The sequence below is a fragment of the Halothece sp. PCC 7418 genome, from assembly GCF_000317635.1.
Classification (GTDB): Bacteria; Cyanobacteriota; Cyanobacteriia; order Cyanobacteriales; family Rubidibacteraceae; genus Halothece.
Genome location: NC_019779.1, coordinates 1,762,602 through 1,789,344, shown reverse-complemented (window position 1 = coordinate 1,789,344; position 26,743 = coordinate 1,762,602). Strand labels below are relative to the sequence as shown.

Annotated in this window: 25 protein-coding genes and 1 pseudogene; 17 read left to right on the top strand and 9 right to left on the bottom strand. The window is 42.4% G+C overall.

What is annotated here, in order from left to right; all coding sequences use genetic code 11:
• Positions 1-36 precede the first annotated feature (36 nt).
• Positions 37-1,206 carry a GuaB3 family IMP dehydrogenase-related protein gene (locus tag PCC7418_RS08100; protein ID WP_015225686.1) on the bottom strand — a complete coding sequence of 390 codons (1,170 nt, stop codon included), beginning with the start codon at positions 1,204-1,206 and terminating at the stop codon, positions 37-39.
• Between the two features lie 195 nt (positions 1,207-1,401).
• Between PCC7418_RS08100 and argF the strand changes: the two genes are divergently transcribed.
• The 6 genes from argF to PCC7418_RS20500 all read left to right on the top strand — a co-directional run bounded on the left by argF (position 1,402) and on the right by PCC7418_RS20500 (position 5,905).
• A complete protein-coding gene (gene argF, locus PCC7418_RS08095; RefSeq protein WP_015225685.1) occupies positions 1,402-2,319 on the top strand; it encodes an ornithine carbamoyltransferase in 918 nt (305 codons plus the stop codon).
• Between the two features lie 81 nt (positions 2,320-2,400).
• Positions 2,401-3,048, top strand: coding sequence for a class I SAM-dependent methyltransferase (locus tag PCC7418_RS08090; protein ID WP_015225684.1), 648 nt, complete (start codon positions 2,401-2,403; stop codon positions 3,046-3,048).
• Positions 3,049-3,332: 284 nt separating this feature from the next.
• Complete coding sequence (fmdA, locus tag PCC7418_RS08085) at positions 3,333-4,508, top strand: formamidase (protein ID WP_015225683.1); 1,176 nt, start codon at positions 3,333-3,335, stop codon at positions 4,506-4,508.
• 15 nt (positions 4,509-4,523) lie between these two features.
• Positions 4,524-4,793, top strand: coding sequence for an FmdB family zinc ribbon protein (locus PCC7418_RS08080; protein ID WP_015225682.1), 270 nt, complete (start codon positions 4,524-4,526; stop codon positions 4,791-4,793).
• Positions 4,794-5,102: 309 nt separating this feature from the next.
• Positions 5,103-5,708: a hypothetical protein gene (locus PCC7418_RS08075; protein ID WP_150107041.1), complete on the top strand. Its 606-nt coding sequence runs from the start codon at positions 5,103-5,105 to the stop codon at positions 5,706-5,708.
• A gap of 44 nt (positions 5,709-5,752) precedes the next feature.
• Positions 5,753-5,905, top strand: a complete 153-nt coding sequence (locus PCC7418_RS20500) for a hypothetical protein (protein WP_171814896.1) — start codon at positions 5,753-5,755, stop codon at positions 5,903-5,905.
• Positions 5,906-5,978: 73 nt separating this feature from the next.
• On the opposite strand, the gene PCC7418_RS08070 is transcribed toward PCC7418_RS20500, so the two are convergent.
• On the bottom strand, positions 5,979-7,100 hold the full coding sequence (locus PCC7418_RS08070; RefSeq protein WP_015225680.1) for an FAD-binding oxidoreductase: 1,122 nt from the start codon (positions 7,098-7,100) through the stop codon (positions 5,979-5,981).
• Between the two features lie 3 nt (positions 7,101-7,103).
• Positions 7,104-7,535, bottom strand: coding sequence for a BLUF domain-containing protein (locus PCC7418_RS08065; RefSeq protein ID WP_041596204.1), 432 nt, complete (start codon positions 7,533-7,535; stop codon positions 7,104-7,106).
• Between the two features lie 238 nt (positions 7,536-7,773).
• Between PCC7418_RS08065 and PCC7418_RS08060 the strand changes: the two genes are divergently transcribed.
• Positions 7,774-8,709 carry a S1C family serine protease gene (locus PCC7418_RS08060; RefSeq protein ID WP_015225678.1) on the top strand — a complete coding sequence of 312 codons (936 nt, stop codon included), beginning with the start codon at positions 7,774-7,776 and terminating at the stop codon, positions 8,707-8,709.
• Between the two features lie 269 nt (positions 8,710-8,978).
• A complete protein-coding gene (locus PCC7418_RS08055; protein ID WP_015225677.1) occupies positions 8,979-9,740 on the top strand; it encodes a Uma2 family endonuclease in 762 nt (253 codons plus the stop codon).
• Here the strand turns inward: PCC7418_RS08055 and sat are convergent.
• Entirely contained in the window at positions 9,737-10,906 is a 1,170-nt protein-coding gene (gene sat, locus PCC7418_RS08050; protein WP_015225676.1) for a sulfate adenylyltransferase, read from the bottom strand. The two genes, PCC7418_RS08055 and sat, sit on opposite strands and share 4 nt — an antisense overlap.
• Positions 10,907-11,093: 187 nt before the next feature.
• Here sat and PCC7418_RS08045 point away from each other — a divergent pair, with 187 nt between their 5' ends.
• The 4 genes and pseudogenes from PCC7418_RS08045 (at position 11,094) to PCC7418_RS08030 (ending at position 14,396) form a co-directional block, all read left to right on the top strand.
• Positions 11,094-11,876, top strand: a complete 783-nt coding sequence (locus tag PCC7418_RS08045) for a Uma2 family endonuclease (protein WP_041596537.1) — start codon at positions 11,094-11,096, stop codon at positions 11,874-11,876.
• A gap of 24 nt (positions 11,877-11,900) precedes the next feature.
• Positions 11,901-12,620 (top strand): Uma2 family endonuclease, encoded by a 720-nt coding sequence (locus tag PCC7418_RS08040; RefSeq protein WP_015225674.1) that lies wholly within the window; start codon positions 11,901-11,903, stop codon positions 12,618-12,620.
• A gap of 24 nt (positions 12,621-12,644) precedes the next feature.
• A pseudogene (locus PCC7418_RS08035) lies at positions 12,645-13,321 on the top strand (Uma2 family endonuclease).
• 43 nt (positions 13,322-13,364) lie between these two features.
• Positions 13,365-14,396, top strand: a complete 1,032-nt coding sequence (locus PCC7418_RS08030; RefSeq protein WP_015225673.1) for a hypothetical protein — start codon at positions 13,365-13,367, stop codon at positions 14,394-14,396.
• A gap of 145 nt (positions 14,397-14,541) precedes the next feature.
• Here PCC7418_RS08030 and PCC7418_RS08025 read toward each other — a convergent pair whose 3' ends face one another.
• Positions 14,542-15,969 (bottom strand): isochorismate synthase MenF, encoded by a 1,428-nt coding sequence (locus PCC7418_RS08025; protein ID WP_015225672.1) that lies wholly within the window; start codon positions 15,967-15,969, stop codon positions 14,542-14,544.
• A 254-nt stretch (positions 15,970-16,223) separates the two neighbouring features.
• On the opposite strand from PCC7418_RS08025, the gene menA reads away from it, so the two are divergent.
• A complete protein-coding gene (gene menA / locus PCC7418_RS08020) occupies positions 16,224-17,111 on the top strand; it encodes a 2-carboxy-1,4-naphthoquinone phytyltransferase (RefSeq protein WP_051030535.1) in 888 nt (295 codons plus the stop codon).
• On the opposite strand, the gene PCC7418_RS08015 is transcribed toward menA, so the two are convergent.
• Complete coding sequence (locus tag PCC7418_RS08015; protein ID WP_015225670.1) at positions 17,079-19,376, bottom strand: bifunctional (p)ppGpp synthetase/guanosine-3',5'-bis(diphosphate) 3'-pyrophosphohydrolase; 2,298 nt, start codon at positions 19,374-19,376, stop codon at positions 17,079-17,081. The genes menA and PCC7418_RS08015 overlap by 33 nt on opposite strands.
• Positions 19,377-19,563: 187 nt before the next feature.
• On the opposite strand from PCC7418_RS08015, the gene patD reads away from it, so the two are divergent.
• From patD to cowN, 4 genes are all read left to right on the top strand, one after another.
• On the top strand, positions 19,564-19,920 hold the full coding sequence (gene patD / locus PCC7418_RS08010; protein WP_015225669.1) for a heterocyst frequency control protein PatD: 357 nt from the start codon (positions 19,564-19,566) through the stop codon (positions 19,918-19,920).
• Positions 19,917-21,569, top strand: a complete 1,653-nt coding sequence (locus PCC7418_RS08005; protein WP_015225668.1) for an ABC transporter ATP-binding protein — start codon at positions 19,917-19,919, stop codon at positions 21,567-21,569. Before patD ends, PCC7418_RS08005 begins: the two co-directional genes overlap by 4 nt.
• Before the next feature lie 76 nt (positions 21,570-21,645).
• Positions 21,646-23,016, top strand: a complete 1,371-nt coding sequence (gene dacB / locus PCC7418_RS08000) for a D-alanyl-D-alanine carboxypeptidase/D-alanyl-D-alanine-endopeptidase (protein ID WP_015225667.1) — start codon at positions 21,646-21,648, stop codon at positions 23,014-23,016.
• A gap of 500 nt (positions 23,017-23,516) precedes the next feature.
• Positions 23,517-23,801, top strand: a complete 285-nt coding sequence (cowN, locus tag PCC7418_RS07995) for a N(2)-fixation sustaining protein CowN (protein ID WP_015225666.1) — start codon at positions 23,517-23,519, stop codon at positions 23,799-23,801.
• Between the two features lie 89 nt (positions 23,802-23,890).
• On the opposite strand, the gene PCC7418_RS07990 is transcribed toward cowN, so the two are convergent.
• From PCC7418_RS07990 to egtC, 3 genes are read right to left on the bottom strand one after another with little or no spacing between them, the layout of a single operon-like run.
• On the bottom strand, positions 23,891-24,520 hold the full coding sequence (locus PCC7418_RS07990; protein ID WP_041596202.1) for a hypothetical protein: 630 nt from the start codon (positions 24,518-24,520) through the stop codon (positions 23,891-23,893).
• A gap of 34 nt (positions 24,521-24,554) precedes the next feature.
• Entirely contained in the window at positions 24,555-25,808 is a 1,254-nt protein-coding gene (locus tag PCC7418_RS07985; protein ID WP_041596201.1) for an ergothioneine biosynthesis protein EgtB, read from the bottom strand.
• The gene (gene egtC, locus PCC7418_RS07980; protein ID WP_015225664.1) at positions 25,762-26,589 is read right to left on the bottom strand and encodes an ergothioneine biosynthesis protein EgtC; all 828 of its coding nucleotides are present in this window, start codon (positions 26,587-26,589) and stop codon (positions 25,762-25,764) included. Before egtC ends, PCC7418_RS07985 begins: the two co-directional genes overlap by 47 nt.
• Positions 26,590-26,743 lie beyond the last annotated feature (154 nt).

The following is a 26,743-nucleotide window of genomic DNA, read 5'->3' as shown; positions in this document are numbered from 1 at the left end:
GACGACTAGCCTATTAATCTAGCGTGTACTGCAATACTACTTACCCATTCCCAACTGTTGCGCTTTCTGATAAACCTTACCTTCTGTTAACAGGGAAGGTGCAATAACCACTTCCACTTGTTGCATTTCCTTCAGGTTTTTCGCCCCTAACGTTCCCATACTGGTTTTTAATGCACCTAATAAGTTGTGCGTTCCATCATCAAGACGAGCAGGCCCTGTGAGAATTTCTTGCACACTGCCAGTCGTACCAACGCTGATACGAGTGCCACGGGGTAAAACTGGGCTAGGGGTTGCCATTCCCCAGTGGAAGCCTTGTCCAGGGGCTTCTGCTGCACGGGCGAAGGGGGAACCAATCATCACCGCATCTGCACCACAAGCAATACATTTACAAATATCACCCCCTGTGACTAAGCCACCATCGGCAATAATGGGAACATAGCGTCCACTTTCTTGATAATATTGCTCTCTCGCTGCTGCACAATCAGCCACGGCGGTTGCTTGAGGAACCCCCACACCCAACACACCACGAGAGGTACAAGCAGCACCAGGACCAATGCCAACCAGAACTCCCGATGCACCTGCTTTCATTAAGTCATAAGCGACGGCTTCGGTAACACAGTTCCCGAGAATGACGGGCATGGGCATTTTTTGACAGAACTCTCCTAAATCTAAGGGAGTGACTGCATCAGGGGATAAGTGGGCGGTTGAAACGACGGTTGCTTGCACAAAAAAGACATCAGCCCCAACTTCTGCAACAGAGTCCCCAAATTTCGCTGCACCAGCAGGCGTTGCACTAACGGCAGCAATCCCCCCTTGGGATTTAATTTCACTGATACGCTTTTTAATTAATTCGGGTTGGATGGGCGCTGCATATAATTCCTGCATTAAGCCCACAAATTCTGTTTTACCCACAGAGGCAATGCGATCCAAAATGGGTTTTGGGTCTTCGTAGCGGGTTTGAATCCCCTCTAGGTTTAAAACCCCCAACGCGCCTAATTCTGAAAGTAAGACTGCCATTTTAACATCCACCACGCCATCCATTGCACTAGCAATGATCGGAATTTCTCGTTGTAAATCACCCAGTTGCCAAGTGGTGTTCGGTAAACTGGGATCTAGTGTGCGCCGTCCTGGAACTAATGCAATTTCATCAATTCCATAAGCGCGACGTGCGGTTTTTCCTTGACCAATTTGTATATCTACACTCATATCTAACTACCCGTTCCCAAAGCTATTCCCACAGACTAGCAAATTTTTGCCCCAAATCTGTTGGGAGTGAAGAAACTCACCCGATTGATTTGATGCTGAGGTTTGAGATTGAAGTCTATAATTATAGCTTTATTGCTCTCGCTCTTGGCAAGGGTAGAAGAGAGAACACCCATTTAAAAACAACTTAAAGTCAGAATGAAGGGACGAAATTTACTCAGCCTAGCGGACTTAACTGTCAACGAATTAGAAACACTTTTGGATTTAGCTCAAAAGTTGAAAACGGGATATACTCCACGATCTGCTGCAAATCAAGTCTTAGGGCTGTTATTCTATAAGGCTTCGACGCGGACGCGAGTTTCTTTTAGTGTGGCGATGTATCATTTAGGGGGTCAGGTGATTGATTTGAATCCCCAAGCGATGCAGGTGGGGCGAGGTGAGCCAATTCAAGATACAGCAAGGGTTTTAGGGGGCTATTTAGACGCGATCGCGATTCGGACGTTTGCTCAAAAAGAGATTGAACAGTTTGCTGAATATGCTGATATTCCCGTGATTAATGCCTTAAGTGATTTGTCTCATCCCTGCCAGATTTTAGCGGATTTATTGACGATGCAGGAGACGTTTCAGACCTTAGAAGGGTTAACGTTAACTTATCTCGGCGATGGGAATAATGTGGCGCATTCCCTGTTGTTAGGCTGTGCGTTAGCTGGGGTGAATATTCGCATTGCAACGCCACCGACTTATCAGCCTGATTCCGCGATTGTAGAACAAGCGAAACACCTTGCTCAATCTGGAACTGAAATTACGCTTACCGATGATGCAAAAGAGGCTGTGGAAGGCGCAGAAGTCCTTTATACTGATGTTTGGGCAAGTATGGGACAGGAAGATTCCGCAGCGGAACGTTTACCTGTGTTTCAATCGTTTCAGGTGAATGAAGATTTAGTCAATTTAGCCTCTCCTGAAGCGATTATATTACACTGTTTACCGGCTCATCGGGGGGAAGAAATTACAGAAGATGTTTTAGAGTCAGCGCGATCGCGCGTTTGGCAACAAGCGGAAAATCGAATGCACGCCCAGAAAGCATTACTGGCGAGTGTGTTGGGTTTATCCGATTAACAGTAATCAGTGATCAGTGACCAGTGACCAGTGACCTCAACGATAGAATCAAAAGTGTAAAGGAATTTTAAGCTCTCACTCATGTTACTGCAACCTGAACAACGCCAAAAACTCGATGCCAGTCCTGATCATGACTTCTATGCCATCCCGCGCTTAGTGACTCATGTGGATGAGTCTTTTATTGATGAATTAAGTCAACTCTATCAGGAACGACTCCAGCCCAATACTCGTATTCTGGACATGATGAGTAGTTGGGTGTGTCACCTTCCAGATGATATAAAATTTGCTCATGTGGAAGGACACGGGATGAACGAGGAAGAACTTGCCCGTAACCCCCGCTTAGATCATTATTTTGTCCAAAATTTGAATGAAAATGGTACTTTTCCCTTCCCTAATCAAGAATTTGATGCCGTTTTAAATGCCGTTTCGGTGCAGTATCTCCAATACCCTGAAGAGATTTTTCAAGAGATTCATCGCGTCTTAAAACCCAATGGTATCGCCATCATCAGTTTTTCTAATCGGATGTTTTATCAAAAAGCGATTTCGGCTTGGCGCGATAGTAGTGAAGCAATGCGCGTGGAGTTAGTGAAGCGATATTTCAAAGCTGCGGGTGGCTTTAGCGAACCCGAAGTGATTCAAAAACAACCCTCTGTTCCTGCTATTTTCCAGATGTTGGGGATGGGAGGAAGCGATCCATTTTATGCGGTTTTAGCCTATGCCAAACCTTAGCAATTAACTCATCAATTGGGTATTGTAATATTTTCCCCAGTGCTTAGCACTCTACCAAGACACACAAAAATTAAAGAGTTTTTGGCTAAGAAAATCCTGAAAAACTTAAATGCTGAGTAAAATTTTGAGAAAGAACGCATTTTGTTGTATTCAATACATTTTACTGAAATAAAAAAATGTCAAGATAAATTTTGACAGGAAATCTTGTCAAAAATGCAAGCATAATTACTCAATTTTCTGCAACTTTCGATCTAATTTCTCTTGTTTTCAGTGAGGTAAAAAACGTGCCAGAAACTCTTTTTAAAGTCGATTTAACGAAGCCTATGAGTGAACAGGAAATGCCTGGACATAATCGTTGGCATCCTGATATTCCCCCTGTTGCTTCGGTAAAACCGGGGTCGGTCTTTCGGATTGAATGTAAAGATTGGACCGATGGACAGATTAAAAATGATGATAACCCCAATGATATTCGCGATGTTGACTTGAGTGTGGTTCATGTTCTCAGTGGTCCCATTGAAGTGGAAGGGGCAAAACCAGGGGATATTTTAGTGGTTGATATTCTCGATATTGGGGCGTTACCAGGGGATGAATGGGGCTTTACTGGCATTTTTGCCCAAGAAAATGGCGGTGGTTTTTTAACGCAGCATTTCCCGAAAGCAGCAAAAGCAATCTGGGATTTTCAAGGGATTTATACTCAGTCGCGCCATATTCCTGGAGTCCGCTTTGCAGGAATTACCCATCCTGGTTTAATTGGTTGTGCGCCCTCTCACGAATTGTTAGCAAAATGGAATAAACGGGAACGGGAGTTAGTCTCCACTGATCCGAATCGGGTTCCGCCATTGGCAACGTTACCGAATCCCGAAAATGCCGTTTTAGGCGGCTTGAAAGGGTCAGCGTTTGAAGCAGCAGCAGCCGAAGCAGCGCGAACGGTTCCCCCACGGGAACATGGCGGAAACTGCGATATTAAAAACCTGTCTCGCGGATCAAAAATTTATTTCCCTGTGTATGTGGATGGGGGGAAACTTTCGATGGGCGATATTCACTTCTCGCAAGGAGATGGTGAGATTACCTTCTGTGGCGCGATCGAGATGTCAGGCTATATCGATCTCCATGTGGACATTATTAAAGGCGGTGTGGATAAATATGGCATGGTGAACCCCATTTTCAAACCGGGTCCGGTTGAGCCCCGTTACTCCGAATATCTCGTCTTTGAAGGAATTTCTGTGGATGAGTTTGACGGGAAACAGTATTATATGGATGCTCATGTTGCCTATCGTCGCGCTTGTTTAAATGCCATTGAATATCTCAAAAAGTTTGGCTTTACGGGAGAACAGGCTTATCTCTTACTCAGTTGTGCGCCGGTAGAAGGTCGCGTGAGTGGAATTGTGGATATTCCGAATGTCTGTTGTACGGTTGCAATTCCCACTGAGATTTTTGATAAAGATATCGTACCGGTATAAAGGAGATTGAACTAAATGCCGTTATACGAATTTGAATGTAAAACTTGCGGGGTTTTTGAAGCGTGGAGAACGATCGCGCTGCGAGATTCTGCCCCCAATTGTCCCACTTGTGAGGGGGAAAGCCAACGCATTTTTTCGGTTCCTCACTTTAATCTCAGCACCGGGAGTGCTTTCTTGAAAGCCAGACAAACCGATGAACCGAGATTAGAAAAACGGGAGAAAGAACCCACACAACCCAGTTATCAAAGTCACAAGCGCGATCGTCCTTGGATGATCGGTCATTGATTAGGGTTTGCTGAAACAGTCCAATTGTCAGCTTGGCAAGGCAACAGGTCGTAGGGTTTGCCTTGCCCGCCCTGTAATGTAGTCCTTACGCTTTTAAACTATTATCGGAAATTATTGCCATCTTAGCCTATCCCTGATTCCCATCAGAGCGTAAGAGTTAAAGTAAGCCCAACTACTGTAATCGGAAATTATCACCTTATAGATACTTCTCACTTTATAAGTTGACTTTAATCACATAAATATCACACAGTTTTCCATTATAGTTATATATGCATGAAATGTGACCTAGTGGGGTGTGCGATGAAGTTTTTGAAGTATTTAACAGCTTTTTCGGTTTTTGGTATAGTATTAGGCTCTGGAATGCCTGCTGATGCAATTACTTTCAATTTAGATCCTAAAACTACACCTGATGGTAATCTTCGAGGTTTTGGAACAATTGAACTTCAGAATTTAACCAATGATGGCGTTCTAGAAAGTGAAATCGATGGTTGGAATATTACTATCGAAGAGGTTGGAAATGAAAGCAATAATTTTACTTTAACTTCTTCCAACTCTAGTCTTAATTATGGGGATGACAGTGGTTTTCTCACTACTACAGGAGGTGTTACAGAATTTCGACTAGATACAAATAATTCTTATGTATCAATTGGTTTTAACAGTGAGAATGGGGAGAACGATTTCTTTTTTGGTGATTTTTGGAATGATGGTAATCCAGAAGCAGATATAAATCTTCAGGGTAGCTTCAATGGTAAAGATGGTAATAGCGATAGCTCTAGTACACTTATTGCAACTAATTCAACAGCAGTGCCCTTTGAAGCAGAAGGAACAATGGGTTTACTCGCATTAGGTGGATTTTTCGGATATCGGTATTACAAAAAACGTAAACAAGTATTGGTTCAGGAACATAATGATTAGTTATTCATGAGAGGGTAATTGCGAGTATTATCCTCTTTTCTATTTTGAACAATAAGCAAAGAGAACTCCAATTCCTTTTTCCTTCCAGCGCGATCGCGCTGCGAGATTTTGCCCCCAATTGTCCCACTTGTGAGGGGGAAAGCCAACGGATTTTTTCGGTTTCCCACTTTAATCTCAGTACCGGGAGTGCTTTTTGATTAGGCTACGTTCTCAGTTCGCGCTTCACCCATTCCTACTCCGTTGAGGAGGGGGTATTCTCGCTCAATTTCGTTAAATCTCTTTTGCAAACCGTCTGGCTAAAACTGGGGCAAATAATAGCGGACTGGTAAACCCTGAAAACACAGAAAGCCCTTCATAATTTTCCAGTTTACTAACAATAGATTGTTGATGGGGGCTAAACGCAATGAGACAACGGTGCCAGTTTGCTGGAACATCTTTTAAGGCGGGTAATAATGTTCCAATCTCTTCTCGCAACCAAGCCTCACTAGCAGCAGCATCAACAGTTGCATCAGGATCGCTTAAAGTTCGGCTAATTTGACCAATGCACAGGTGTCCATCGCGAAATTGAATTGCCCCTGGATCAAGCACGGGTGCAGCTAATTCTTGTCCCGATTTTTCCCATAATGCTTCTTTGTCGGGTGCAGTTGCTGTGGTTTCTAAGCCCAAGCGTTGGTCATTAGCGGGCATAATTAAGGTTTTTAATTCTAACTCTAATGGGTCTGTTTCTAAGAGTTCGGCGTGGGTAAAGTATAGGGGAATGTGAACACCAATTGAAGTTAATAATTCGCGAGTGAAACCACCTGCACAAATGACAGTATTATCAGCGTAATATGTTTTGTAATTAGTATTAACTCCGATTACTTTGTTGTTATCAAATTGCAGTGATTGAACCGCTTCATAAATAACTTTCCCGCCTAAACGAGTGAAGGCTTTAAGATAGGCTGCATTTGTTTTTTTAGGATTGATATGACCATGAGGAAAACAAATTGACCCCGCGATCGCGCTCGGATTTAATAGGGGCTCAAGTTCACAGCTTTCTTCCACACTTAACACTTGCGGGGGAATTTCACAGTCTTGATATTGCTTGACCGTCTCTGCAACTGACTCATTTTCTCTAACCGTTAATAACAGATTAATTTCACGAAATTCTGTCTCTTGATCTAAGAGGTTTGAGAGATTGCGATGGAGTTTGAGTCCTTCTGCACAAAGTTCTCTTGTTTCTGGGGAACTTCCCGCCCAAAAGGGAAGTCCTCCATAACTATAACAGGTGGCATTATCTAGATCGGGACTGGATTCTAATAATAAAACCGTTGCCCCTTGCGCTTGCAATTCATAAGCAACTGTACTTCCTGTAATCCCACCGCCAATCACTAACCAATCGTAACTAACCATGATTTAGGTAGAGCGAATAAATGCTGACAATTCTTTCATAAATTCTAAACATTGAGTTTGAGTCATTCCTGTCGGATCAAAAGTCGGATAACTGGAATATTTAAGACTCAACTCCTTGAGTTTCTTCGGAAATTGTTCACCCATTTGCACAACTTTCATTGACCAACTTGTAAACAGCCGACTTTCAATTTCAACAAATTCAATAATTTCACTTTTGTAATGACGATCATCTTGAAGAATCCTTTCATAAGTGGAACTGACTTGCGCTCTTTCTCCCTCTAAAATTTGTAAAAATTTATCATTACCAAAGCAAAGCATTCCTGTAATACCGACAGGCGTATTATTTTTCTCAGACTTCTCCATAATGTCTTTTAATTCTGGATAAGCCAAACCCGCTACAGCTTCGCTAGCATAAATCAATCGACATAAAACCATATTATTTTTGATCACAGGAAGGTAATTAACATTACTTAATATAACACTTCCCAATCTCATGAGGTACATTCTAAATTTTGGTTCTTTGTTCTTTGTTCTTTGTTCTTCGTTCTTTGTTGGTTGTTAATCAATGAACCACGAACCATGAACCATGAACATCCACCGACTCGCATTACGTACCTCAACCAACTAGGAAACGCTATATAACATTTTGAATGACTATACTCTACTTTCCTTCATGAAATCACTCTTACCACCGAGCTTATTAATTGCCCTTGCTAGTCATTTGACTACTTCTATAGTCCTCCATGTAGAAGCCCTCCCCATAACCAGTGTTACGCAAGCAGAGATAACAACACTCACTCCAGACATTAGTGCAGCCATTGTGACGTTACAAGGGGTTGGCGGTAAGGGAACTGGGAGTATTATCAAAGCCAGTGGTATTGTTTTAACCAGTGAGCACGTCATTCGTAACGCCAGACGGGGTCAAGTAAGCATTTTAACTTATGATGGCACTCATTATCCTGGAAAAGTCATTGCTGTGGATACCGCACAAGATCTTGCTTTGATTCAAATTCTTGCTAACAAAACTTTTCCCACTCTCCCCCTTGCCGATGCAGAAAATATAGAGGTTGGTGAAACAGTTTATGCCTTAGATAATCCCTCAACTTCTCTAGACAAATTTATCACAGGTCAGTTGCAAAAAATAGAAGCGGAGAGCCACCTTTATACTAATCTTAAACTGAGTCCAGGGGATTCAGGAGGAGCTTTGTTAAATGCAGAAGGAAAACTCATTGGAATTAACCGCGCGATCGTTCGTTTTCAGAGTAGTGAACAATCCCAAACTTTTGGCATGGCAACTCATGTTAATACCATTCGTGAATTTCTTGAAAATCCCTCCCAACCAGCACCGCCCCTTCAAGAAACGGCAAAAGTAAGCGATGTCAATTTAGGAATTACTGTTCAACCTGAAACGTTAGAAATTACGCAAATTGAACCCAACTCTTTAGCCGATCAATGGGGTTTAAAAACAGGCGATCAAATTGTGGGTTATAATTACCGTCGCATTGATAATTTAAACTCTCTCCAAGCATTTTTAGCAACAAATCCAGATGAAATTTTATTATTTATACGCCGAAAGGGCTATTTAGTGCGCTTACGTTTTAACTTGTAGAATGAAAATATAGTAATTCTTAGACTCTTGAGAGACATTTTAAATTTTTGTTCTTTGTTCTTTGTTCTTTGTTCTTTGTTCTTTGTTCTTTGTTCTTTGATATAGCACTACAAACTTGGGTTAGGACATTACTGATCGCTAAAACCCTTTCATAATAAACTCTTGCCTCTTGCCTTTTGCCCAGCGCGTAGCGCTATAACTGGTCACTGCTATACCTGAATCAACCAAAAAAAACTATAGATTGAGCTTGTCATGGAGGGAATTGATAGATGACGATTACTCCAATTAAATTACCCACTCAAGATGAACTACCTTGTGATGATGGAGTTCCTATGGAAACGCAACGCCATAAAATGCAAATGGATTTATTAATTGAAGTCCTTTATCCTTGGCTGGAGCAACGAGATAATGGCTATATTGGGGGCAATATGTTTATTTATTACAGTGCTGCCCAACTTAAAAATGAAGACTTCAAAGGACCTGATTTTTTTGCCGTGTTAGATGTTCCGAAAACGGAACGAAAAAGTTGGGTGGTTTGGGAAGAAGGGAAAACCCCTGATGTCATTATTGAATTATTATCAGCGAGTACCGCCAACTACGATAAAACAACGAAAAAAGAGATTTATCAAAGTCGGATGCGAGTTCCTGAGTATTTCTGGTATGACCCGTTTAATCCTGAAGATTTTGCTGGATTTCGTTTAGCAGGAATGGCTTATGACCCATTGACCCGAGATGAACAAGGGCGTTATTTTTGCCACAGCCTCCAGCTTTATCTCCATCCTTGGCAAGGCACTTATCGCGGAGTCACAACAACTTGGTTGCGATGGTCTGATTTGGAAGGTAACTTGCTACCCAGTGGCGAGGAATTAGCCCAACAGACGCAAACGGAACTCCAACAAGCTCAAACGGAACTCCAACAGACGCAAACAGAACTCCAACAAGCCCAAACCGAAGCTCAGCAAGCACAAGCTGAAAAAGACAAACTGGCTGCTAAACTTCGCGAAATGGGGATTGATCCGAACGCGCTCTAATTTTTCTGCATGGCTTTAGCTAACTCTTGAGCAACCTCTGGACGAGAAAACTCTTCTGGGGGGAGTTGTCCTTCTCGTAACATGGCGCGGACTTTGGTTCCCGAAAGATGGAGTCTTTCTTCTGGTGTACTGGGGCTAGTTTTACTGGTCGCCATTTGCTTAGTGCGTTTGCAGTAGAAGGCGTGTTCAAACCGCATCGGGGTAATGCCTAAGGCTTCGGGATCAAACTCATTGAAAATTTCTTGTGCGTCATACGTGCCATAATAATCGCCAACACCTGCATGATCGCGCCCAACGATGAAATGAGTACAACCGTAGTTTTTCCGTACCAGGGCGTGGAAAATGGCTTCTCTGGGTCCAGCATAACGCATGGCTGCGGGGTAAATGGCAAGAGTTACCCGATCTTTGGGATAGTAATTATTCAGCATAATTTCATAACACCGCATCCGCACATCCGCAGGGATATCATCGCTTTTGGTTGCGCCAACGAGGGGATGTAAGAATAAGCCATCAACGACTTCTAGGGCGCATTTTTGAATGTATTCGTGGGCGCGGTGGATGGGGTTACGGGTTTGGAAGCCAACAATGGTTTTCCAGCCTTTCTCACGGAATAAAGCACGGGATTGAATGGGATCAATCTGATAGTTGGGGAAGAGGGGATGGGGATCGCGCTCTAATAGCCAAACGGGTCCAGCGAGATTGATCGCGCCTTTTTGATAGATCACCGCAACCCCAGGATGTTTTTCTTCATCGGTGCGATAGACGTTGATCGCTTCGTGGGCTTTGTTATAACGATATTTTTGGGTAAGCTCTAAAACACCAACAAAGCGTCCATTGGGATCGTCTAAGCGGATCCAACTTCCTTCTTTGAGGGGTTCGGCTTCTTCTTCACTCACCGAGAGAGTGACGGGAATCGACCAGGGTAAACCGTTTTCGAGGTGCATATCTTCAACGACCCGCTCGTAGTCCCCTTGTTCCATGAAACCGCGCAAGGGGCTAAATCCGCCAATCGCAATCATTTCGAGGTCAGAAAAGGCGCGTTGATCCAGTTGAATACGCGGTAAACTCTCGGCTTGGGCGAGAAATTCTTTTTTTTCTGCTTCATCGGGAATGCAGTTAATGAGTTGTCCGCCGTGGGGCGCGATCGCGTCGTTTTGATTACTCATAAATTTTTCTGAAGAGAGTCTAAATTTAATAAGTTGTTACAAACTCTTATCCTACCAAGGGACGGACTTTCTGCGTCACCCAGTTAGAGAAAGTGCTTTTTAATCCTTCTCAACCGTTAAAAAAAGTTCCTCAGTGAATCAGCGTTATCTTAGAAATAGTTAACTCAACATGGCGTTAAAAGGAACAATGCTAGACTATTCCTTATTACAAAATCTCCCCACCGCCAAAGATTTACCTGATTCTGACGATACTCCTGTGGATAATGAACTACAAAATTATATTCCGAATCTTCTTAAAAGTATCCTCGCCATGATTTGGTCAGATCGCTTTGATTGGTATTTTGGGGTGGATATGGGAATCTATTATGACCCAGACAAAAGCGCGATCGTTCCTGATGGGTTTTTAAGTGTGGGCGTTCCCCGTATTATTGATGAAAACTTGCGTTTAAGTTATGTGTTGTGGGAAGAGAAAAGAGTTCCCATTTTAGTGTTAGAAGTGGTATCCCAAACTCGTCGCGGAGAATACACAGCTAAAAAAGAACTGTATCAAAATTTAGGGATTCAGTATTACGTTATCTATAACCCACAACGGAAAAGAAAGCCCCGTTTAGAGGTGTATTCTCTAGAAAATGAGCAGTATGTGTTATTAGGAAATGAGTCTCCTATTTGGTTAGAAGAAATTGGTTTAGGAATCGGAAAAGAAGTAGGAACGTATGAGCAAATTACGCGAGAATGGTTGTATTGGTATGACGAAAATGGAGAGCGATTTCTAACCCCAGAAGAACGATCGCGCCAAGCTGAATCTAAAGCACAACAAGCTGAATCTAAAGCACAACAAGCTGAATCTAAAGCACAACAAGCTGAAACCAAAGCACAACAAGCTGAATCTAAAGCACAACAAGCTGAAACCAAAGCCGAACGTTATGCGAGAAGACTGCGAGAACTAGGAATTGATCCTGATTCTGTATAATTCAGTTATAAATTAACAAGAACAATGCTAGACTATTCCTTATTACAAAATCTCCCCACCGCCAAAGATTTACCTGATTCTGACGATACTCCTGTGGATAATGAACTACAAAATTATATTCCGAATCTTCTTAAAAGTATCCTCGCCATGATTTGGTCAGATCGCTTTGATTGGTATTTTGGGGTGGATATGGGAATCTATTATGATCCAGACAAAAGCGCGATCGTTCCTGATGGGTTTTTAAGTGTGGGCGTTCCCCGCATTATTGATGAAAACTTACGTTTAAGTTATGTATTGTGGGAAGAGAAAAGAGTTCCCATTTTAGTGTTAGAAGTGGTATCCCAAACTCGTCGCGGAGAATACACAGCTAAAAAAGAACTGTATCAAAATTTAGGGATTCAGTATTACGTTATCTATAATCCACAACGGAAAAGAAAGCCCCGTCTAGAGGTGTATTCTCTAGAAAATGAGCAGTATGTGTTATTAGGAAATGAGTCTCCTATTTGGTTAGAAGAAATTGGCTTAGGAATCGGAAAAGAAGTAGGAACGTATGAACAAATTACGCGAGAATGGTTGTATTGGTATGACGAAAATGGAGAGCGATTTCTAACCCCAGAAGAACGATCGCGCCAAGCCGAATCTAAAGCACAACAAGCCGAATCTAAAGCACAACAAGCTGAATCTAAAGCCGAACGTTATGCGAGAAGACTGCGAGAACTAGGAATTGATCCTGATTCTCTATAATTCAGTTATAAATTAACAAGAACAATGCTAGACTATTCCTTATTACAAAATCTCCCCACCGCCAAAGATTTACCTGATTCTGACGATACTCCTGTGGATAATGAACTACAAAATTATATTCCGAATCTTCTTAAAAGTATCCTCGCCATGGTTTGGTCAGATCGCTTTGATTGGTATTTTGGTGTGGATATGGGAATCTATTATGACCCAGACAAAAGCGCGATCGTTCCTGATGGGTTTTTAAGTGTGGGCGTTCCCCGTATTATTGATGAAAACTTGCGTTTAAGTTATGTATTGTGGGAAGAGAAAAGAGTTCCCATTTTAGTGTTAGAAGTGGTATCCCAAACTCGTCGCGGAGAATACACAGCTAAAAAGAACTGTATCAAAATTTAGGGATTCAGTATTACGTTATCTATAACCCACAACGGAAAAGAAAGCCCCGTCTAGAGGTGTATTCTCTAGAAAATGAGCAGTATGTGTTATTAGGAAATGAGTCTCCTATTTGGTTAGAAGCAATTGGTTTAGGAATCGGAAAAGAAGTAGGAACGTATGAACAAATTACGCGAGAATGGTTGTATTGGTATGACGAAAATAGAGAGCGATTTCTAACCCCAGAAGAACGATCGCGCCAAGCTGAAATGAAAGCCGAACGCTACGCCAAAAGATTACGGGAACTAGGAATTGATCCGAATTCTATTTAAGTCACAATGTTAGAGAAAGTGCTTGTAAGCAAGGGAAATAATCATGAGTTATTTTACTGAGTTGCCGATCCCCTCCTTTTTTAACCCTGAGAAAGTGCGAGAAGTGTGGCAAGTTCCTTATCCCGATCGCGCTGCAAAAGCGGAAAGCTGGGCGCAAGAATTAGAAATTCCCCCTGCGAATACAGATGAGACTAAAATTGGCTTACTGCTAATTGATGTCCAAAATACCTTTTGTTTACCTGGCTTTGAATTGTATGTGGGGGGACGATCGGGGAACGGCGCGATCGATGATAATATCCGTCTGTGTGAGTTCATTTATCGCAATCTCCATCGCCTTAGCCAAATTATTGCAACGATGGATACTCACGTGGCGATGCAAATCTTCCATCCTATTTTTTGGGTCAATGACAAGGGAGAACATCCGACACCCGCAACAACTATTATTTCTCATCAGGAGATCGAAAAAGGGGCTTGGAAAGTCAATCCTGCGGTTGTTCCCAATTTTCCAAACTGGGATTATGCAAGTTTACAAGCCTACGCCCTCCATTATGCCCATCATCTCGATACGATTGGAAAATATCCGTTGATGATTTGGCCCTATCACGGGAAACTGGGAAGCATTGGTCATAGTTTGGTTTCTTCGGTGGAAGAGGCGTTGTTTTTCTATACAGTCGCCCGTAAACAACAAACCCAATATGAAATTAAGGGGAATAACCCGCTAACAGAAAATTATTCAGTGTTACGTCCAGAAGTGATGACAGACCAGAATGGAAATAGCATTGCACAGGAAAATCGAGCATTAATTGAACAATTATTAAACTTTGATCAATTAATTATTGCAGGACAAGCAAAGAGTCATTGTGTGGCTTGGACAATTGATGATTTACTCACAGAAATTCAACACCGCGATCCCAGTTTGGCGAACAAAGTTTACCTCTTAGAAGATTGTACTTCTCCCGTTGTTGTTCCAGGTGGCGCTGATTTTACTGAACAAGCGGATGCTGCGTTTCAACGGTTTCAAGACGCAGGAATGCACTTGGTTCAATCTACAGAATCATTTGATCGCGCTTCTTAATTAGTTCAGTCACAAAAGGAGTCAATTACTGTTATTGGTTATTGGTTATTTGTTCTTTGAAACATCACCAACGAACAAGGAACAAGGAACAAATAACAAAAATTGAGCAAGTATTTATTCTGAGGAAACATGACTGAGCTAATGACTACCTTAATGCCTTTAACATCGCTTGTAATTTTAGTTGCACTTCTGCGAGTTCTTTATCAGGATTTGATCCCGCAACAATCCCCGCACCAGCATATAAACGGGCATGATTTTTATTGATCATAGCAGACCGAATTCCCACCATAAATTCTGCGTTTCCGTTGAGATCCAGCCAACCAATGGGGGCTGCATAAAGACCGCGATCAAAGGTTTCGTAATCCCTAATTTTTTCGAGGGCGATCGCGCTGGGAACACCAGCTACAGCAGGAGTCGGATGCAGTTGGGAAATAATGTCTAAGGGTTGAATCTGACTGGGAACATCGGCTTGAATCAGTGTCCAAAGATGCTGGATATTATTCAGTTTTAAAAGTTGACGGCGCGATCGCTGCGGGGTTAATCCGAGGGCTGTTAATTGTTGACTAATATAATCACTAACCGCTTGATGTTCTCGTCGTTCTTTTTCACTATTGAGAAGGGTTTGAGCTAATTTTTGATCCGCGATCGCGCTTTTCCCTCTCGGTGCTGATCCCGCTAAAGCATCACTAATTAATTGCTGTTTCCTAAGACTAAATAACCGTTCTGGTGTTGCGCCAATAAAGGTTGTTCCCTGATCATTGCCCACAGAAAAAATGTAACAAGCGGGGTGTTTTTGTCGTAAATAATGTAACGATAAAAAAGGATCAAATCTTAAGCTCGAAACCACATCAAGGTGATGGGACAAGACAATTTTACTCAAGTCTTGCTTTTGAATATCTTTTAGCGCACAAGCAACCGCTTTTTTAAACTGATATTTTTGTGCAATTTCTCTTTTTTGTAAGGGTTGGGATGACTGAGAAAAGAAAGGAAATGGGAAACTAATTAGGGACTGAGAGTGTTGTTGAATTTCTGCAATTCTCGATTTAATTTCCGCTTGAATGCGAGCGGGATTCGTTTGCGCGGATAACGTAAAATTGTAAGTTAAAAAACAGGAATCTTTGCTGCGAGTGACTTGCCATTTAGGAATAAAAATGGTGGCGGTCGGAAAGGGAGAAGATGAAGAGGAAAGCGGAAAAAATGTGAAACTGGTTAAAAACTTAACCCCAACTTCTGGACAATTGGTTTCTCCCGTTTCAATAATTCTCTCTCGATATTGATCAATAAAGGCTTGGGTTTGTTCTAAACGATTCGGGCTCGTAATGATTTCTTCTTGACAAGTATCCCATCCCGCGATCGCGCTGTTTTCTTGTTGATTTTCCCAGTAAAAAGTTCGGTTTTGGGGTAAAGCAAATCGTTGTAAAGTAGCAAGGGGATCGATCCGAGAAATCGACTGGGTCACACTCACAATTAACGAATCGTTCTCGATTTCGCATCGGTTCTGACAGTTTTGTAATAAGGAGTACAGGTTTTGATCATCGGCTAATCCTCTAGCGTAGCAGGAAGTCACTGACATGAGGGCAATAATTGTAAATAATTTTATAATCTTGCTGGTCTTATGGGAACAAAGATGATATTTCTAATGGAGATGTTATTTCCGAGTTCAACCATTGCTCGCTATTGATTCATCTTAACAATGATTTTAGCGAGCCCCGAGTTGAGATCGGTCGCGTTACACTGAACGGTAAACTCCCCCTGAGCTTGTTATTTTTATATGCGTTTAACCAGTTCTGAAAAGACAACTGTAAAAAAATTAATACATCCTTGTGGATGGCAGCCATTAAGCCACCGATTTATAGTGTGGCGCTAGTTCCAATTACCATGGGAACACTAGTTGCGTACCGCGAAACAAACCAACTAGATTGGTCGATCTTTTTACTGTTTTTACTGTCTGGAATCTTGATCATTGCTTGGTTAAATTTAAGCAACGATGTTTTTGATTCCGAAACGGGAATTGATATTAATAAAACCACATCAGTTGTTAATATTACTGGGAACAAATCCCTTGTTTTTTGGATGAGTAATATTTGTTTAATGGGAGCGGTTTTCGGGTTAGGCGCGATCGCGTGGTTACAGCAAGATTGGCTTGTTGTGGGCTGTGTCCTCTTGGCTTGTTTCCTAGGCTACACCTATCAAGGGCCCCCCTTTCGCCTCGGCTATCAAGGCTTAGGAGAAATCATCTGTTTTATCTGTTTTGGTCCCCTCGCCATTAGTGCAGCGTATTACTCACAAGCGCAAACGTTTAGTGGATTCGCTTTAGCCATCTCCACCCTGATTGGGATTAGTACCTCGATCATCTTATTTTGTTCCCATTTCCATCAGGTAGAAGACGATTTAGCAGCGGGAAAACGTTCTCCGATTGTGCGCCTCGGAACACAAACTGGTGCAAATGTTCTCCTTGCTTCCACGGCAAGTATCTTCCTTTTAACCTTATTCTGGATTGGTTTGGGGTATTTTCCCATCGCAACACTGCTGATTTTCCTTGCCGTTCCGTGGGCTTACCAACTGGTGCGTCATGTGCAACGATATCACGATCAACCGGAAAAAGTTAGCAATTCTAAGTTTCTCGCGGTCAACTTTTATTTCTGGAGTAGCCTCTTTTTAGGGGCTGGAATGCTAATTGAGTTACAAGTCGCTGCACTGATTAACCCGTCGTAATTTCAAAACATCACTCATTTGCTTAATCTGATTAAAGGAATATTGCATCTGTTGATGATCTTTAACTTCAATGGAGAGACTAATCAGGGCGGGCTTTCCTTTTCCAGTTTTCACGCTGGCATTACTAACATTGATGTGCTGGTCACTCAAACGGGCGAGAATATCTCGAAACACACCAACCCGATCAATCACTTCCACTTCGAGATCGACGGTATAAGTGGGCGTGCGACCATTGCCATTGCCATTAATCGGATTCCAATCCACTGGAATCACGCGATCGCTGTCGATATTTTCAACATTTGAGCAGTCTTGACGGTGAATAGTAACCCCTTTGGTGCGTGTTACCACCCCCACAATCGGTTCTCCGGGGAGGGGACAACAACAGCCCGCCCGATGATACATTAAGCCCTCAACACCAGCAATGGGGGATTTGCTATAACTGTGAGAGGTGCTTTGACGAGAGGTGGTGGTGGGGAGACTATGAACGGTTTCTTCCTCTAAATTACCAATGCCATCTGCTTTCTCAACTTGTTCTTCCTGTAAGGATTCTTCCCGTAACTTGCTAGCAACAGAGTTGGTGGTGATTTCCCCATAGCCAATGGCTGCCAGTAAATCATCCACACTTTGATGATTACACCGTTCGGCAACGCGCTGCATTCGTTCTGATTTCATCAGGGAATCAGAACCAGATTTTCCAATTACTTTTTCCAACATACTGCGCCCACGGGCAATATTTTCTTCTCGATGAGACCGTTTATACCATTGGCGAATGCGGTTACGGGCGCTGGGCGTAACCACAAAGTTTAACCAATCCAAACTGGGATGACAATTTTTACTGGTGATAATCTCAACAATATCGCCATTGTGTAAGGGAGCATCTAAAACCGTCCAACGTCCATTCACTCGCGCCCCTTTCATGTGGTGTCCCACTTCGGTATGGATATGATAGGCAAAATCAACAGGCGTTGCACCGCGAGAGAGGGCGACCACATCCCCTTGGGGGGTAAAGACAAAGACATCATCTTCAAAGAGATTATCACGGATGCTTTCCATGTATTCTTGGGCATCTTTGAGGTCGTTTTGCCATTCCAAGAGTTGTCGTAACCAAGTAAACTTTTCATCTTCTGCGGTGGGCTTAAAGTCGCTTGATCCCCCTGTTTCTTTGTAGAGCCAGTGGGCTGCAATCCCGTATTCAGCAATATGGTGCATTTCCATTGTCCGAATTTGCATTTCAATGGGCTTTCCATAGGTCCCAATCACCGTTGTGTGGAGGGATTGATAGCGGTTGGGTTTCGGTAAGCCAATATAGTCTTTAAAGCGTCCTGGAATCGGCTTAAAGGCATCATGAATGACAGCAAGAGCACGATAACAGTCTTCTCGGGTTTTCAGGATGACCCGCACCCCAGCTAAATCATAGATTTCTTCAAATTCTTTTTGCTGCTGCTGCATTTTTTGGTAAATGCCATAGAGGTGTTTGGGGCGACCTTTCAATTCCTCGATTTCAATTCCTGCTTGATCAAAGCGTTGGTGTAAAATTTGAATGACATTTTCAATGCGGGCTTCCCGATCTGCCCGTCGATCCGCAACCAATTCTCGGATTTCTTGAAAGGCTTCGGGTTCGAGGTATTTGAAGGATAAATCTTCTAATTCCCACTTAAACCGCCCAATCCCTAAGCGGTTCGCCAGAGGGGCAAAAATTTCTCGGGTTTCGAGGGCAATTTGTTTTTGTTTTTCGGGTTTGAGGTGTTCTAACGTCCGCATATTGTGGAGACGATCCGCCAATTTTACGACCACCACCCGAATATCTTTCGCCATCGCTAAAAACATTCGACGGAAGTTCTCAGCTTGGCGTTCAGTTTTACTGGAAAACTTAAATTTTGAGAGTTTTGTTACCCCTTCGACGAGATGACGCACCCCTTCCCCAAATTTTTCTTGAATTTCTTCGCAGGTAATGTCGGTATCTTCTACAATGTCGTGAAGGAAACCAGCTGCGATCATGGCACTCCCCCCACCTAAATCGCGAATTAACCCTGCAACCGCAACAGGGTGGGCAATGTAAGGTTCTCCAGAACGGCGGTATTGACCCTCATGCAAGTTGTAGGCGAATTGGAAGGCTTCCGCAATCAGTTTCGCATCTTGATTGTCTTGACTGGGATCATTGGCAATATCAATGCAATCTGCTAACCACTGTGGGAGTGGTGTGTTATATTCGGTGGGGGCTTTTTGCGCGTAGAGCAAAGCTCGTGTCGAAGACATCGCGTCCATAATTGGTTGGCTATAAGTGTTCTACAATGTTTGACAAGGATTAAAATGGTTTTATTGCCAACATTCCTCTGTAGTCGGTTGCGGAAATGGCAATCTCGCTCGTTTGATTTTCCCTGGATCAAAATAAAGTTAAGGTTTTTTAACATCCCTGTTAATTCCAGAAATTGTAACGCAAACTCAGGTCATCATGTTACCCCTCTCTTATCGAGAACGCTATCAAGTGTTTTTGGAGACTTTAAAGCAGTTACAGGAACATCTGCACACAGATTTCAATCCTAAACAGTTAAAAGCTATTTTTTCCCAGTTACAAGCACAATTCCAAGAGGAAATTATGTCTTTAACGGGAGAAGAACTGACTGGTGAAACGCGATCTCGTTGGCAATCTTCCCAAACAGAAGTACACCGTATGATGCGCTTGTTACAAAACGACATGATGTTCTTGCAAACGTCACGAAGCAGTCAGACTTCTCAACAGCGTTTGACCACAGTGCGCGATCGCGTGGGAAAATTAATTGATTTCGCGGATGCGTTTACAAAAGAATGACCATTAACAAGATGTCTGAGGCTTTGCTGACTCTGAAGCACCTAAAAGTCAACTACCCCACCCGCTCATGTTCTAGTTTAACAACTGCAGTTGATGATGTTTCTCTGGTCTTGCAAGCGGGGGAAAGATTGGGTTTAGTGGGGGAGTCAGGGTGCGGAAAATCCACTTTAGGACGGGCGGTAATGCGTTTGTTGACCAATGCTAGGGTAGAAGGGGAGTTACAGTTTCAGGGAGAATCGATTTTAGAGATGACTCCCCAACGGTTGCGCCAGTTTCGGGGAGAAGTGGTTTCACTGGTGTTTCAAGATCCGATGACACGGTTAAATCCGTTGATGACGATCGGGACGCACTGTTTAGAAACCCTGAAAGCCCATCGTCCTCAATTATCGCAAAAAGAAGCGAAACAAAGCGCGATCGCTGCTTTAGAATCCGTAAAAATTCCAGCCAATCGCTGGTCACAATATCCTCATGAATTTAGTGGCGGAATGCGTCAACGGGTTGCCATTGCTTTAGCTTTATTGTTAGAACCAAAATTAATTATTGCCGATGAACCAACCACCAGTTTAGATGTTACGGTTTCGGCGGAAATTTTACAAGAACTTACCCGTTTGTGTCAGGAAAAAAATGTCGGGTTGCTGTTAATTTCTCATGACTTAGCCTTAGTCGGAGAATACTGCGATCGCGTCGCGGTCATGTATCAAGGAAAGCTGGTAGAAGAAGGCCAAGCAGAACAGGTTTTATCAGACCCCAATCATGATTATACACAGTCTTTATTAAATGCAGCCCTTCACTTGCACGTTAACTCAAAACAAGCCTCGCAAATTTCAGAAGAAACTCCCCTATTACGAGTGGAAAATCTGGTTCAGCACTACACCTTAGAACAAAATTTAATCCAACAGTTACTTAAAAAAGAACCCACGATAATTAAAGCCGTAGATGGGGTGAGTTTTGATTTATTTCCAGGAGAAATTTTAGGCTTAGTGGGAGAATCGGGTTGTGGAAAAAGTACCTTGTCTCGGAGTCTTTTACAGTTGGTGCGTCCCACCTCGGGAAAAGTTGAGTTTTTAGGGAGTGATTTAACGATGTTATCGGAGGTTGCGGTGCGGAAATTTCGTCGTCAAATTCAGATGATTTTTCAAGATCCGTTAGCCTGTTTAAATCCGTTGATGAAAGTGGGAGAAAGTATCGCTGATCCCTTATTGATTCATAACCTAGCCAAGAATCGGGATGCAAAAGAGAAGGTAAAAAGTATTTTAGAAAAAGTGGGATTAACGCCAGTGGATGAATATTATCATCGCTATCCCAAAGATTTATCTGGCGGTCAACAACAACGAGTTTCGATCGCGCGATCGTTAATTACTAATCCCAAATTAATGATCTGTGATGAACCGGTGAGTATGCTAGATGCGACCGTACAAACGCAAGTTTTAGATTTAATGCGATCCCTGAAAGAAGAGTTTAATTTAACCTATTTATTTATTACTCATGATCTTTCTGTTGCTAGGTTTTTGTGTAATCGGATTGCGGTGATGAATCAAGGAAAAATTGTTGAATTAAGAGAAACAGAAGCCCTCTTTAATTCTCCGAAACATCCTTATACCAAAACCTTACTCAATGCAGCACCCCAGTTAAAAGTAAGTTCATCTTAAGAAATCATTGAATATTAAACTGACTCTTCATTACTTACTGTTATCTAGCTTCATCTTATTTCTAACTAATACCAAGATGTTAGCGAAAGAGACTGATTCTGATTTAGAATCCTTTTGTCCACAACAACTCCCTGAAAAAATTGATCCGATTCTGGAAAATAGTGCTGACGGGTCTCGTTGGGGAATCATTATTCAATCGTCGGTTTCGGAAACAATTTTATATCAAAAAAATGCGGATCAGTTTTTTATTCCCGCTTCTAATATCAAGCTATTTACAACAGCAGCAGCTTTAAATCAATTCAGTCCTCAGTTTGAAATTATAACCCCAATTTTTGCCGAAGGAAGCCCTCCTCATCTTCAAACCTTACAGATTATTGGAAAAGGTGATCCGTCTTTAAATCGGAATGATTTGGAAAAACTTGCAGAAACCTTAAGCCAAACTGGAATTCGTTCCATTGCAACTCTTGTCTTAGAAACGGGATATTTTGACACACCAGCCATTAATTCCACTTGGGAATGGGAAGATGTTTATGCAGCGTATGGAACTGCTGTGAACAGTTTAATTTTAGATGAAAATGCTGTCACATTAACCTTACGTCCACAAAAGGTTGGAGAAGTGGTTAAAATTGATTGGGATAATCCAATTGCTGCATCACAATGGACGCTGAAGGGAGAAGCAGTAACCGCACCAGCCAATACAGATTATCAAGTGGAATTAAACCGAAAATTTGGCACGTCAGAACTGAATTTAAGGGGAACATTACCCCAAGATATTAAAACAGATGTTTGGCAATTAGCCATCCCGAATCCCGATTATTATTTCCGAGATGTTTTGCTAACTCAACTTGGGGAAAATGGAATTAAAGTCGATCAAGTTCAATTTTTAGACTCAGATTTGAGTTTAGTTTCAGGTGCACGCGTGAGTGAACTGGTGTCTCCTTCTCTGAGTGAATTAATCACAGAAATTAATCGCAATAGTAATAATTTATATGCAGAAGCCGTGTTAAAAAGTTTAATTGCGGAAAGCGGAGAAAAGGCAATTGAGAAGGAATTAACCGCCTTAGGAGTGTCACCGAATCATTACTCTCTTGCGGATGGATCTGGGCTGTCACGGCGTAATTTAGCCACTCCCCGCGCGATCGCGCAACTTTTACAAGGGATGTTAACTAGCAAAAACTTTGAAATTTTCAAGTCTTCACTGGCTGTCGCAGGGATCAACGGAACATTAAAAAATCGGTTTCAAGAAACCCCATTACAAGGAAACCTACAAGGAAAAACTGGAACCCTCACTGGAATTTCTACGTTATCGGGTTATGTTAATCCACCTCATTATGAAACATTAATTTTTAGTGTGCTTCTCAATCATTCTCAACGTTATTCATCAGAACAACGAGCTATCATTGATGAAATGATCTTATTATTATCAAGATTAAAGGAGTGTTCATAGGAAACATATCGCAGTTCTCAATCATTCGTAAAAAGTTGATTAATCGTTCCCCATTACGAAGGAGGGCTGGGGGAGATTAATTGACAATTTATTTGGGATTGCTATATATAGCGTTTCCTAGTTGGTTGAGGTACGTAATGCGAGTCGGTGGATGTTCATGGTTCATGGTTCATGGTTCGTGGTTCATTGATTAACAACCAACAAAGAACAAAGAACCAAAATTTAGAATGTACCTCATGAGATTGGGAAGTGCTATAGCAATTCTAAATCAGTTGTACCCCCTAGCAATCCCCCCTTTAATTCCCCCCTTAGTAAGTAAGGTTGAGCTAGTTTTTACAAATGAGATCATATTGCTATATCAGGTGATTGACTTTTTTCTGTTCTGATTCCACGATCAGAAAACCACTTGCCATGTTGGTCAAAGTTTTGCTATTCTCAGTAATAATTAATCATTCATTTTCTAACAAATAAGAATTAAAGTAAGAGCAGCGAGACAGGGAATGACAACCGAAAAAACGGATCGCTATGTCAGTTTTGAGGGAATTGACTGCGATGGCAAATCAAAGCGCCTTCTGAGTTATATTGAACAATATTTGGCTTCTCCCCCTCATGAAAGCCCTTGGCTGGATTATTTTCGACAAAAACTGCGCGATCGCGAAGCCCTAGGACAAGACGAACTCTATTTTGTCGGCAGCCAGATTAACCCGATGCGGTCTTTATTCGAGGAGTACAATGATAACGAAGCCCTTGTCCTTCTCCAACAAGTCGAAGAAGAATGCTGCTGAAGCCAAGTTAAGGTGACTCCCCAGCCTTGGCAGATCTGGAGTGGAAGCAACCCTTGAGAAGGGTTAGCGCGATCGCCTTAAACTGCTCATTATCTTTTCTCTTTGTGTTGATTGGTCACTGATTTTTTCGGCTGATCATTGTCCTGTGTTTCCACCTTAGATATATCTTTTGGTTTAGGTTTTCCCTTCTTCTTTTTCTTCATTGGTGGAAAGACTTCTTGAGCCTCTACTAACACGAGTTTATTGCCCTTCCTCACCGCTTCTACTTCCCAAAAAGCCCCTGCTTTGGGACTGACTAATCTGCCCTGAACTTCAATAAAAAAGGGCTTAAATTTACGGATTGCATCTTTATTGGGACGGATACTAATGCCAAAATTCCCCTGATCTTCATTCCAGAATAGTAAATTTCCTCGAATACTAAAGCGATCTTCAAGGATGCTATCTGGGGAAATATTTTCTCCATCTTCGGTTCTATAAGTTCCTTTTAGAATAAAGTGGAGAGAGGGATCTTCTCTGAGGGTTTTTAACCAACAATTCCAAACTAATTCTTTTTGCGGGGGTTGCCACCATCTCCGAAACAATTCTGCGGGAAACATCCCATCTCGGGTGATTAATACACCCTCTGCACTTGCTGTATCACTGGGAAGATAAATCCCACGAACAATACCTGTACTACGATATTGATTTTTAATCGTGGGATCTTGGATATAAATTGTCATATTAATAAGCCAATATAATCTTAAATCTCTCAAATTAACTTATAACAGTCTTTGCACACCGAAAACCGACAAAAATTTGACGAAGATGAGGATAATACCAATTCCGCCAACAACTATCTAAAGCCCAAGGGCGAGTTGCCCAACTTCCCCCCCGTAAAACGCGATGCTGGTTGTCGAAATACACTTCTGAATAACCGCGATAAGGATAGGCTTGAAAATTAGGATAGGGGGAAAACCAATCTGCTGTCCATTCCCAAACATTCCCGATTAAGTCATAACAGCCATAATCACTTTCTCCAGCCAGATAAGCATTAACAGGAGTGGTTTGTCCGATGCGTGTGTCGTAGTTACCATGAGATGAGTTCGGAAAATTGTCTCCCCAAGGATAAGTTGTGGATTGATTTAGATCTTGATGCCAACGGGCTGCTTTTTCCCATTCTGCTTCTGTGGGAAGGCGTTTCCCGACAAAATTGGCGTAGGCTTCGGCTTCATACCAACTGACCCCATAAACGGGATGATCTGCCCATTCTTTCCCGTCTGACCAATAGAGAGGCTTTGCAACAGGATTATTCTGTAGCCATTGCCACCCTGCTGCTGACCACCATTCGCGGGTTTGATAACCTCCAGCTTCTATAAACTGGCGATATTGTCCACAAGTGACAGGATAGCGATCGAGCCAATATTCGTCTAAATAAACTTTATGGGCGGGACGAGCATTATCTTGAGGATGGATATCGCTGCCCATGATAAATTCTCCTGCTGGAATTTTAACCAGATCAGCAATAACTTCGCCGGTACTGGTGGAGGGCGTAACGGGATACAAGGGAAACCCTGCTTGCAATTGTTGCAGTTGTAAAATGAGGTTAATGGTTTCGCTATGTTGGCATTCGTGTTGAATCAACCACCACCAGAGACGGCTTTGATCTTCAACTGGGGCTGTTTCAAGGTAATCTAGCACCGCAGCGCGAATATCATGGAGATAGTCGAGGATGAGGGAGATCGAAGGCAGGTTTTGTCGGTCTTCTTTGGGAAGGGTATCCGCAGCAAACAGTTGGCGATATTGGGGATAAAGCGGTGGACTCCCTTTGAGGTGTTCGAGAATCCATAAGCCTTCGGTAAAGGCAATATGTCCCAAATGCCACCCGACGGGACTAAAATCGGGATGGGCTTGGGTACAAAAAGAATTAAAATCTAGGGTGTCAAAAAATTCGAGGCTGCGATCGCGCATTGCCTCCAATGCGTTATAAATAGCGCTGCGGTGTGACTTGATTGATGTGAACTGTTCCATCCTCTCCCACACAAATCATACTTTGCTCTGGACAACGTTTCCAGTTTCCCTCAAATAACGGTTCTGATGCAATAATAACCGCACCTGCATGGTTGGGGTCATTTTCTAAGCAGTAGAGACTCGGGGCGGGGGAATGACTGGCAAATCGGCTGGCGACTAGCTGTTTGCCATCACTAATCACGATATTGGCGCAAAAATAAATATTGCCTTGATCTTTTGCAATATCATTAAGTTGGTTTAACGCAATTTCTACAGCTTCTGCTAAGGAAAGTTGCGGTTGGGTATAAAGTTGATGGAGAATTAAGGCAAAAATATGTTCGGAGTCAGTTGTTCCCTGAATGTGCAGATAAACCTCATCATGGAGGCTAAGACGCAGGGGACGATAAAGAGTTTTCCGAAACTGATTGATATATCCATTATGGGTGAATAATAAGGTTTCAGAAAGGGATAAGCCTTCACTGCTAAAGGGCTGACAGTTACTTAAATCGACCGCTAAACCAGGAGTGGCGCTGCGAACATAACCCAACCAGCACCCTGCTTCCACATAACGACTAATCTGGGGCAGGTTCAAATCACTCCAAATGGGGCTTGTCTGTTTATAGATATAAGGAGGCGTTGCTTTTTCAGGATGATACCAACCAATCCCAAATCCGTCTGCATTCATCAGCGCTGACTCCATTTCTTTGGGTTGATAGGCTTGGACAACTAGGGAGTGTTGGGGTTGAGATAAGAGTTGGTCTAGCTGTATTGGTGAACCGAGATAACCAAGGAGACGGCACATAATTATTCGTTATTCGTTCTTTGTTCTTTGTTCTTTGTTCTTTGTTATAGCAGTTCTCGAATTCATGAGGTACATTCTAAATTTTTGTTCTTTGTTCTTTGTTCCTTAGACAAGTTCAGGGTAAAACAACCTCAGAAATTTTGCACAGCAGTTC

Coding starts and splice junctions, on each gene's coding strand:
- PCC7418_RS08015 (WP_015225670.1), bottom strand. CDS start 19,376: ATGGACGCGATGTCTTCGACACGAGCTTTGCTCTACGCGCAAAAAGCC.
- PCC7418_RS08090 (WP_015225684.1), top strand. CDS start 2,401: ATGTTACTGCAACCTGAACAACGCCAAAAACTCGATGCCAGTCCTGAT.
- PCC7418_RS08100 (WP_015225686.1), bottom strand. CDS start 1,206: ATGAGTGTAGATATACAAATTGGTCAAGGAAAAACCGCACGTCGCGCT.
- egtC (WP_015225664.1), bottom strand. CDS start 26,589: ATGTGCCGTCTCCTTGGTTATCTCGGTTCACCAATACAGCTAGACCAA.
- PCC7418_RS07990 (WP_041596202.1), bottom strand. CDS start 24,520: ATGACAATTTATATCCAAGATCCCACGATTAAAAATCAATATCGTAGT.
- PCC7418_RS08060 (WP_015225678.1), top strand. CDS start 7,774: ATGAAATCACTCTTACCACCGAGCTTATTAATTGCCCTTGCTAGTCAT.
- PCC7418_RS08065 (WP_041596204.1), bottom strand. CDS start 7,535: ATGGTTTTATGTCGATTGATTTATGCTAGCGAAGCTGTAGCGGGTTTG.
- PCC7418_RS07985 (WP_041596201.1), bottom strand. CDS start 25,808: ATGGAACAGTTCACATCAATCAAGTCACACCGCAGCGCTATTTATAAC.
- PCC7418_RS08005 (WP_015225668.1), top strand. CDS start 19,917: ATGACCATTAACAAGATGTCTGAGGCTTTGCTGACTCTGAAGCACCTA.
- PCC7418_RS08025 (WP_015225672.1), bottom strand. CDS start 15,969: ATGTCAGTGACTTCCTGCTACGCTAGAGGATTAGCCGATGATCAAAAC.
- PCC7418_RS08040 (WP_015225674.1), top strand. CDS start 11,901: ATGCTAGACTATTCCTTATTACAAAATCTCCCCACCGCCAAAGATTTA.
- PCC7418_RS08070 (WP_015225680.1), bottom strand. CDS start 7,100: ATGGTTAGTTACGATTGGTTAGTGATTGGCGGTGGGATTACAGGAAGT.
- sat (WP_015225676.1), bottom strand. CDS start 10,906: ATGAGTAATCAAAACGACGCGATCGCGCCCCACGGCGGACAACTCATT.
- cowN (WP_015225666.1), top strand. CDS start 23,517: ATGACAACCGAAAAAACGGATCGCTATGTCAGTTTTGAGGGAATTGAC.
- patD (WP_015225669.1), top strand. CDS start 19,564: ATGTTACCCCTCTCTTATCGAGAACGCTATCAAGTGTTTTTGGAGACT.
- dacB (WP_015225667.1), top strand. CDS start 21,646: ATGTTAGCGAAAGAGACTGATTCTGATTTAGAATCCTTTTGTCCACAA.
- menA (WP_051030535.1), top strand. CDS start 16,224: ATGGCAGCCATTAAGCCACCGATTTATAGTGTGGCGCTAGTTCCAATT.
- PCC7418_RS08045 (WP_041596537.1), top strand. CDS start 11,094: ATGCTAGACTATTCCTTATTACAAAATCTCCCCACCGCCAAAGATTTA.
- PCC7418_RS08030 (WP_015225673.1), top strand. CDS start 13,365: ATGAGTTATTTTACTGAGTTGCCGATCCCCTCCTTTTTTAACCCTGAG.
- argF (WP_015225685.1), top strand. CDS start 1,402: ATGAAGGGACGAAATTTACTCAGCCTAGCGGACTTAACTGTCAACGAA.
- PCC7418_RS08080 (WP_015225682.1), top strand. CDS start 4,524: ATGCCGTTATACGAATTTGAATGTAAAACTTGCGGGGTTTTTGAAGCG.
- PCC7418_RS08055 (WP_015225677.1), top strand. CDS start 8,979: ATGACGATTACTCCAATTAAATTACCCACTCAAGATGAACTACCTTGT.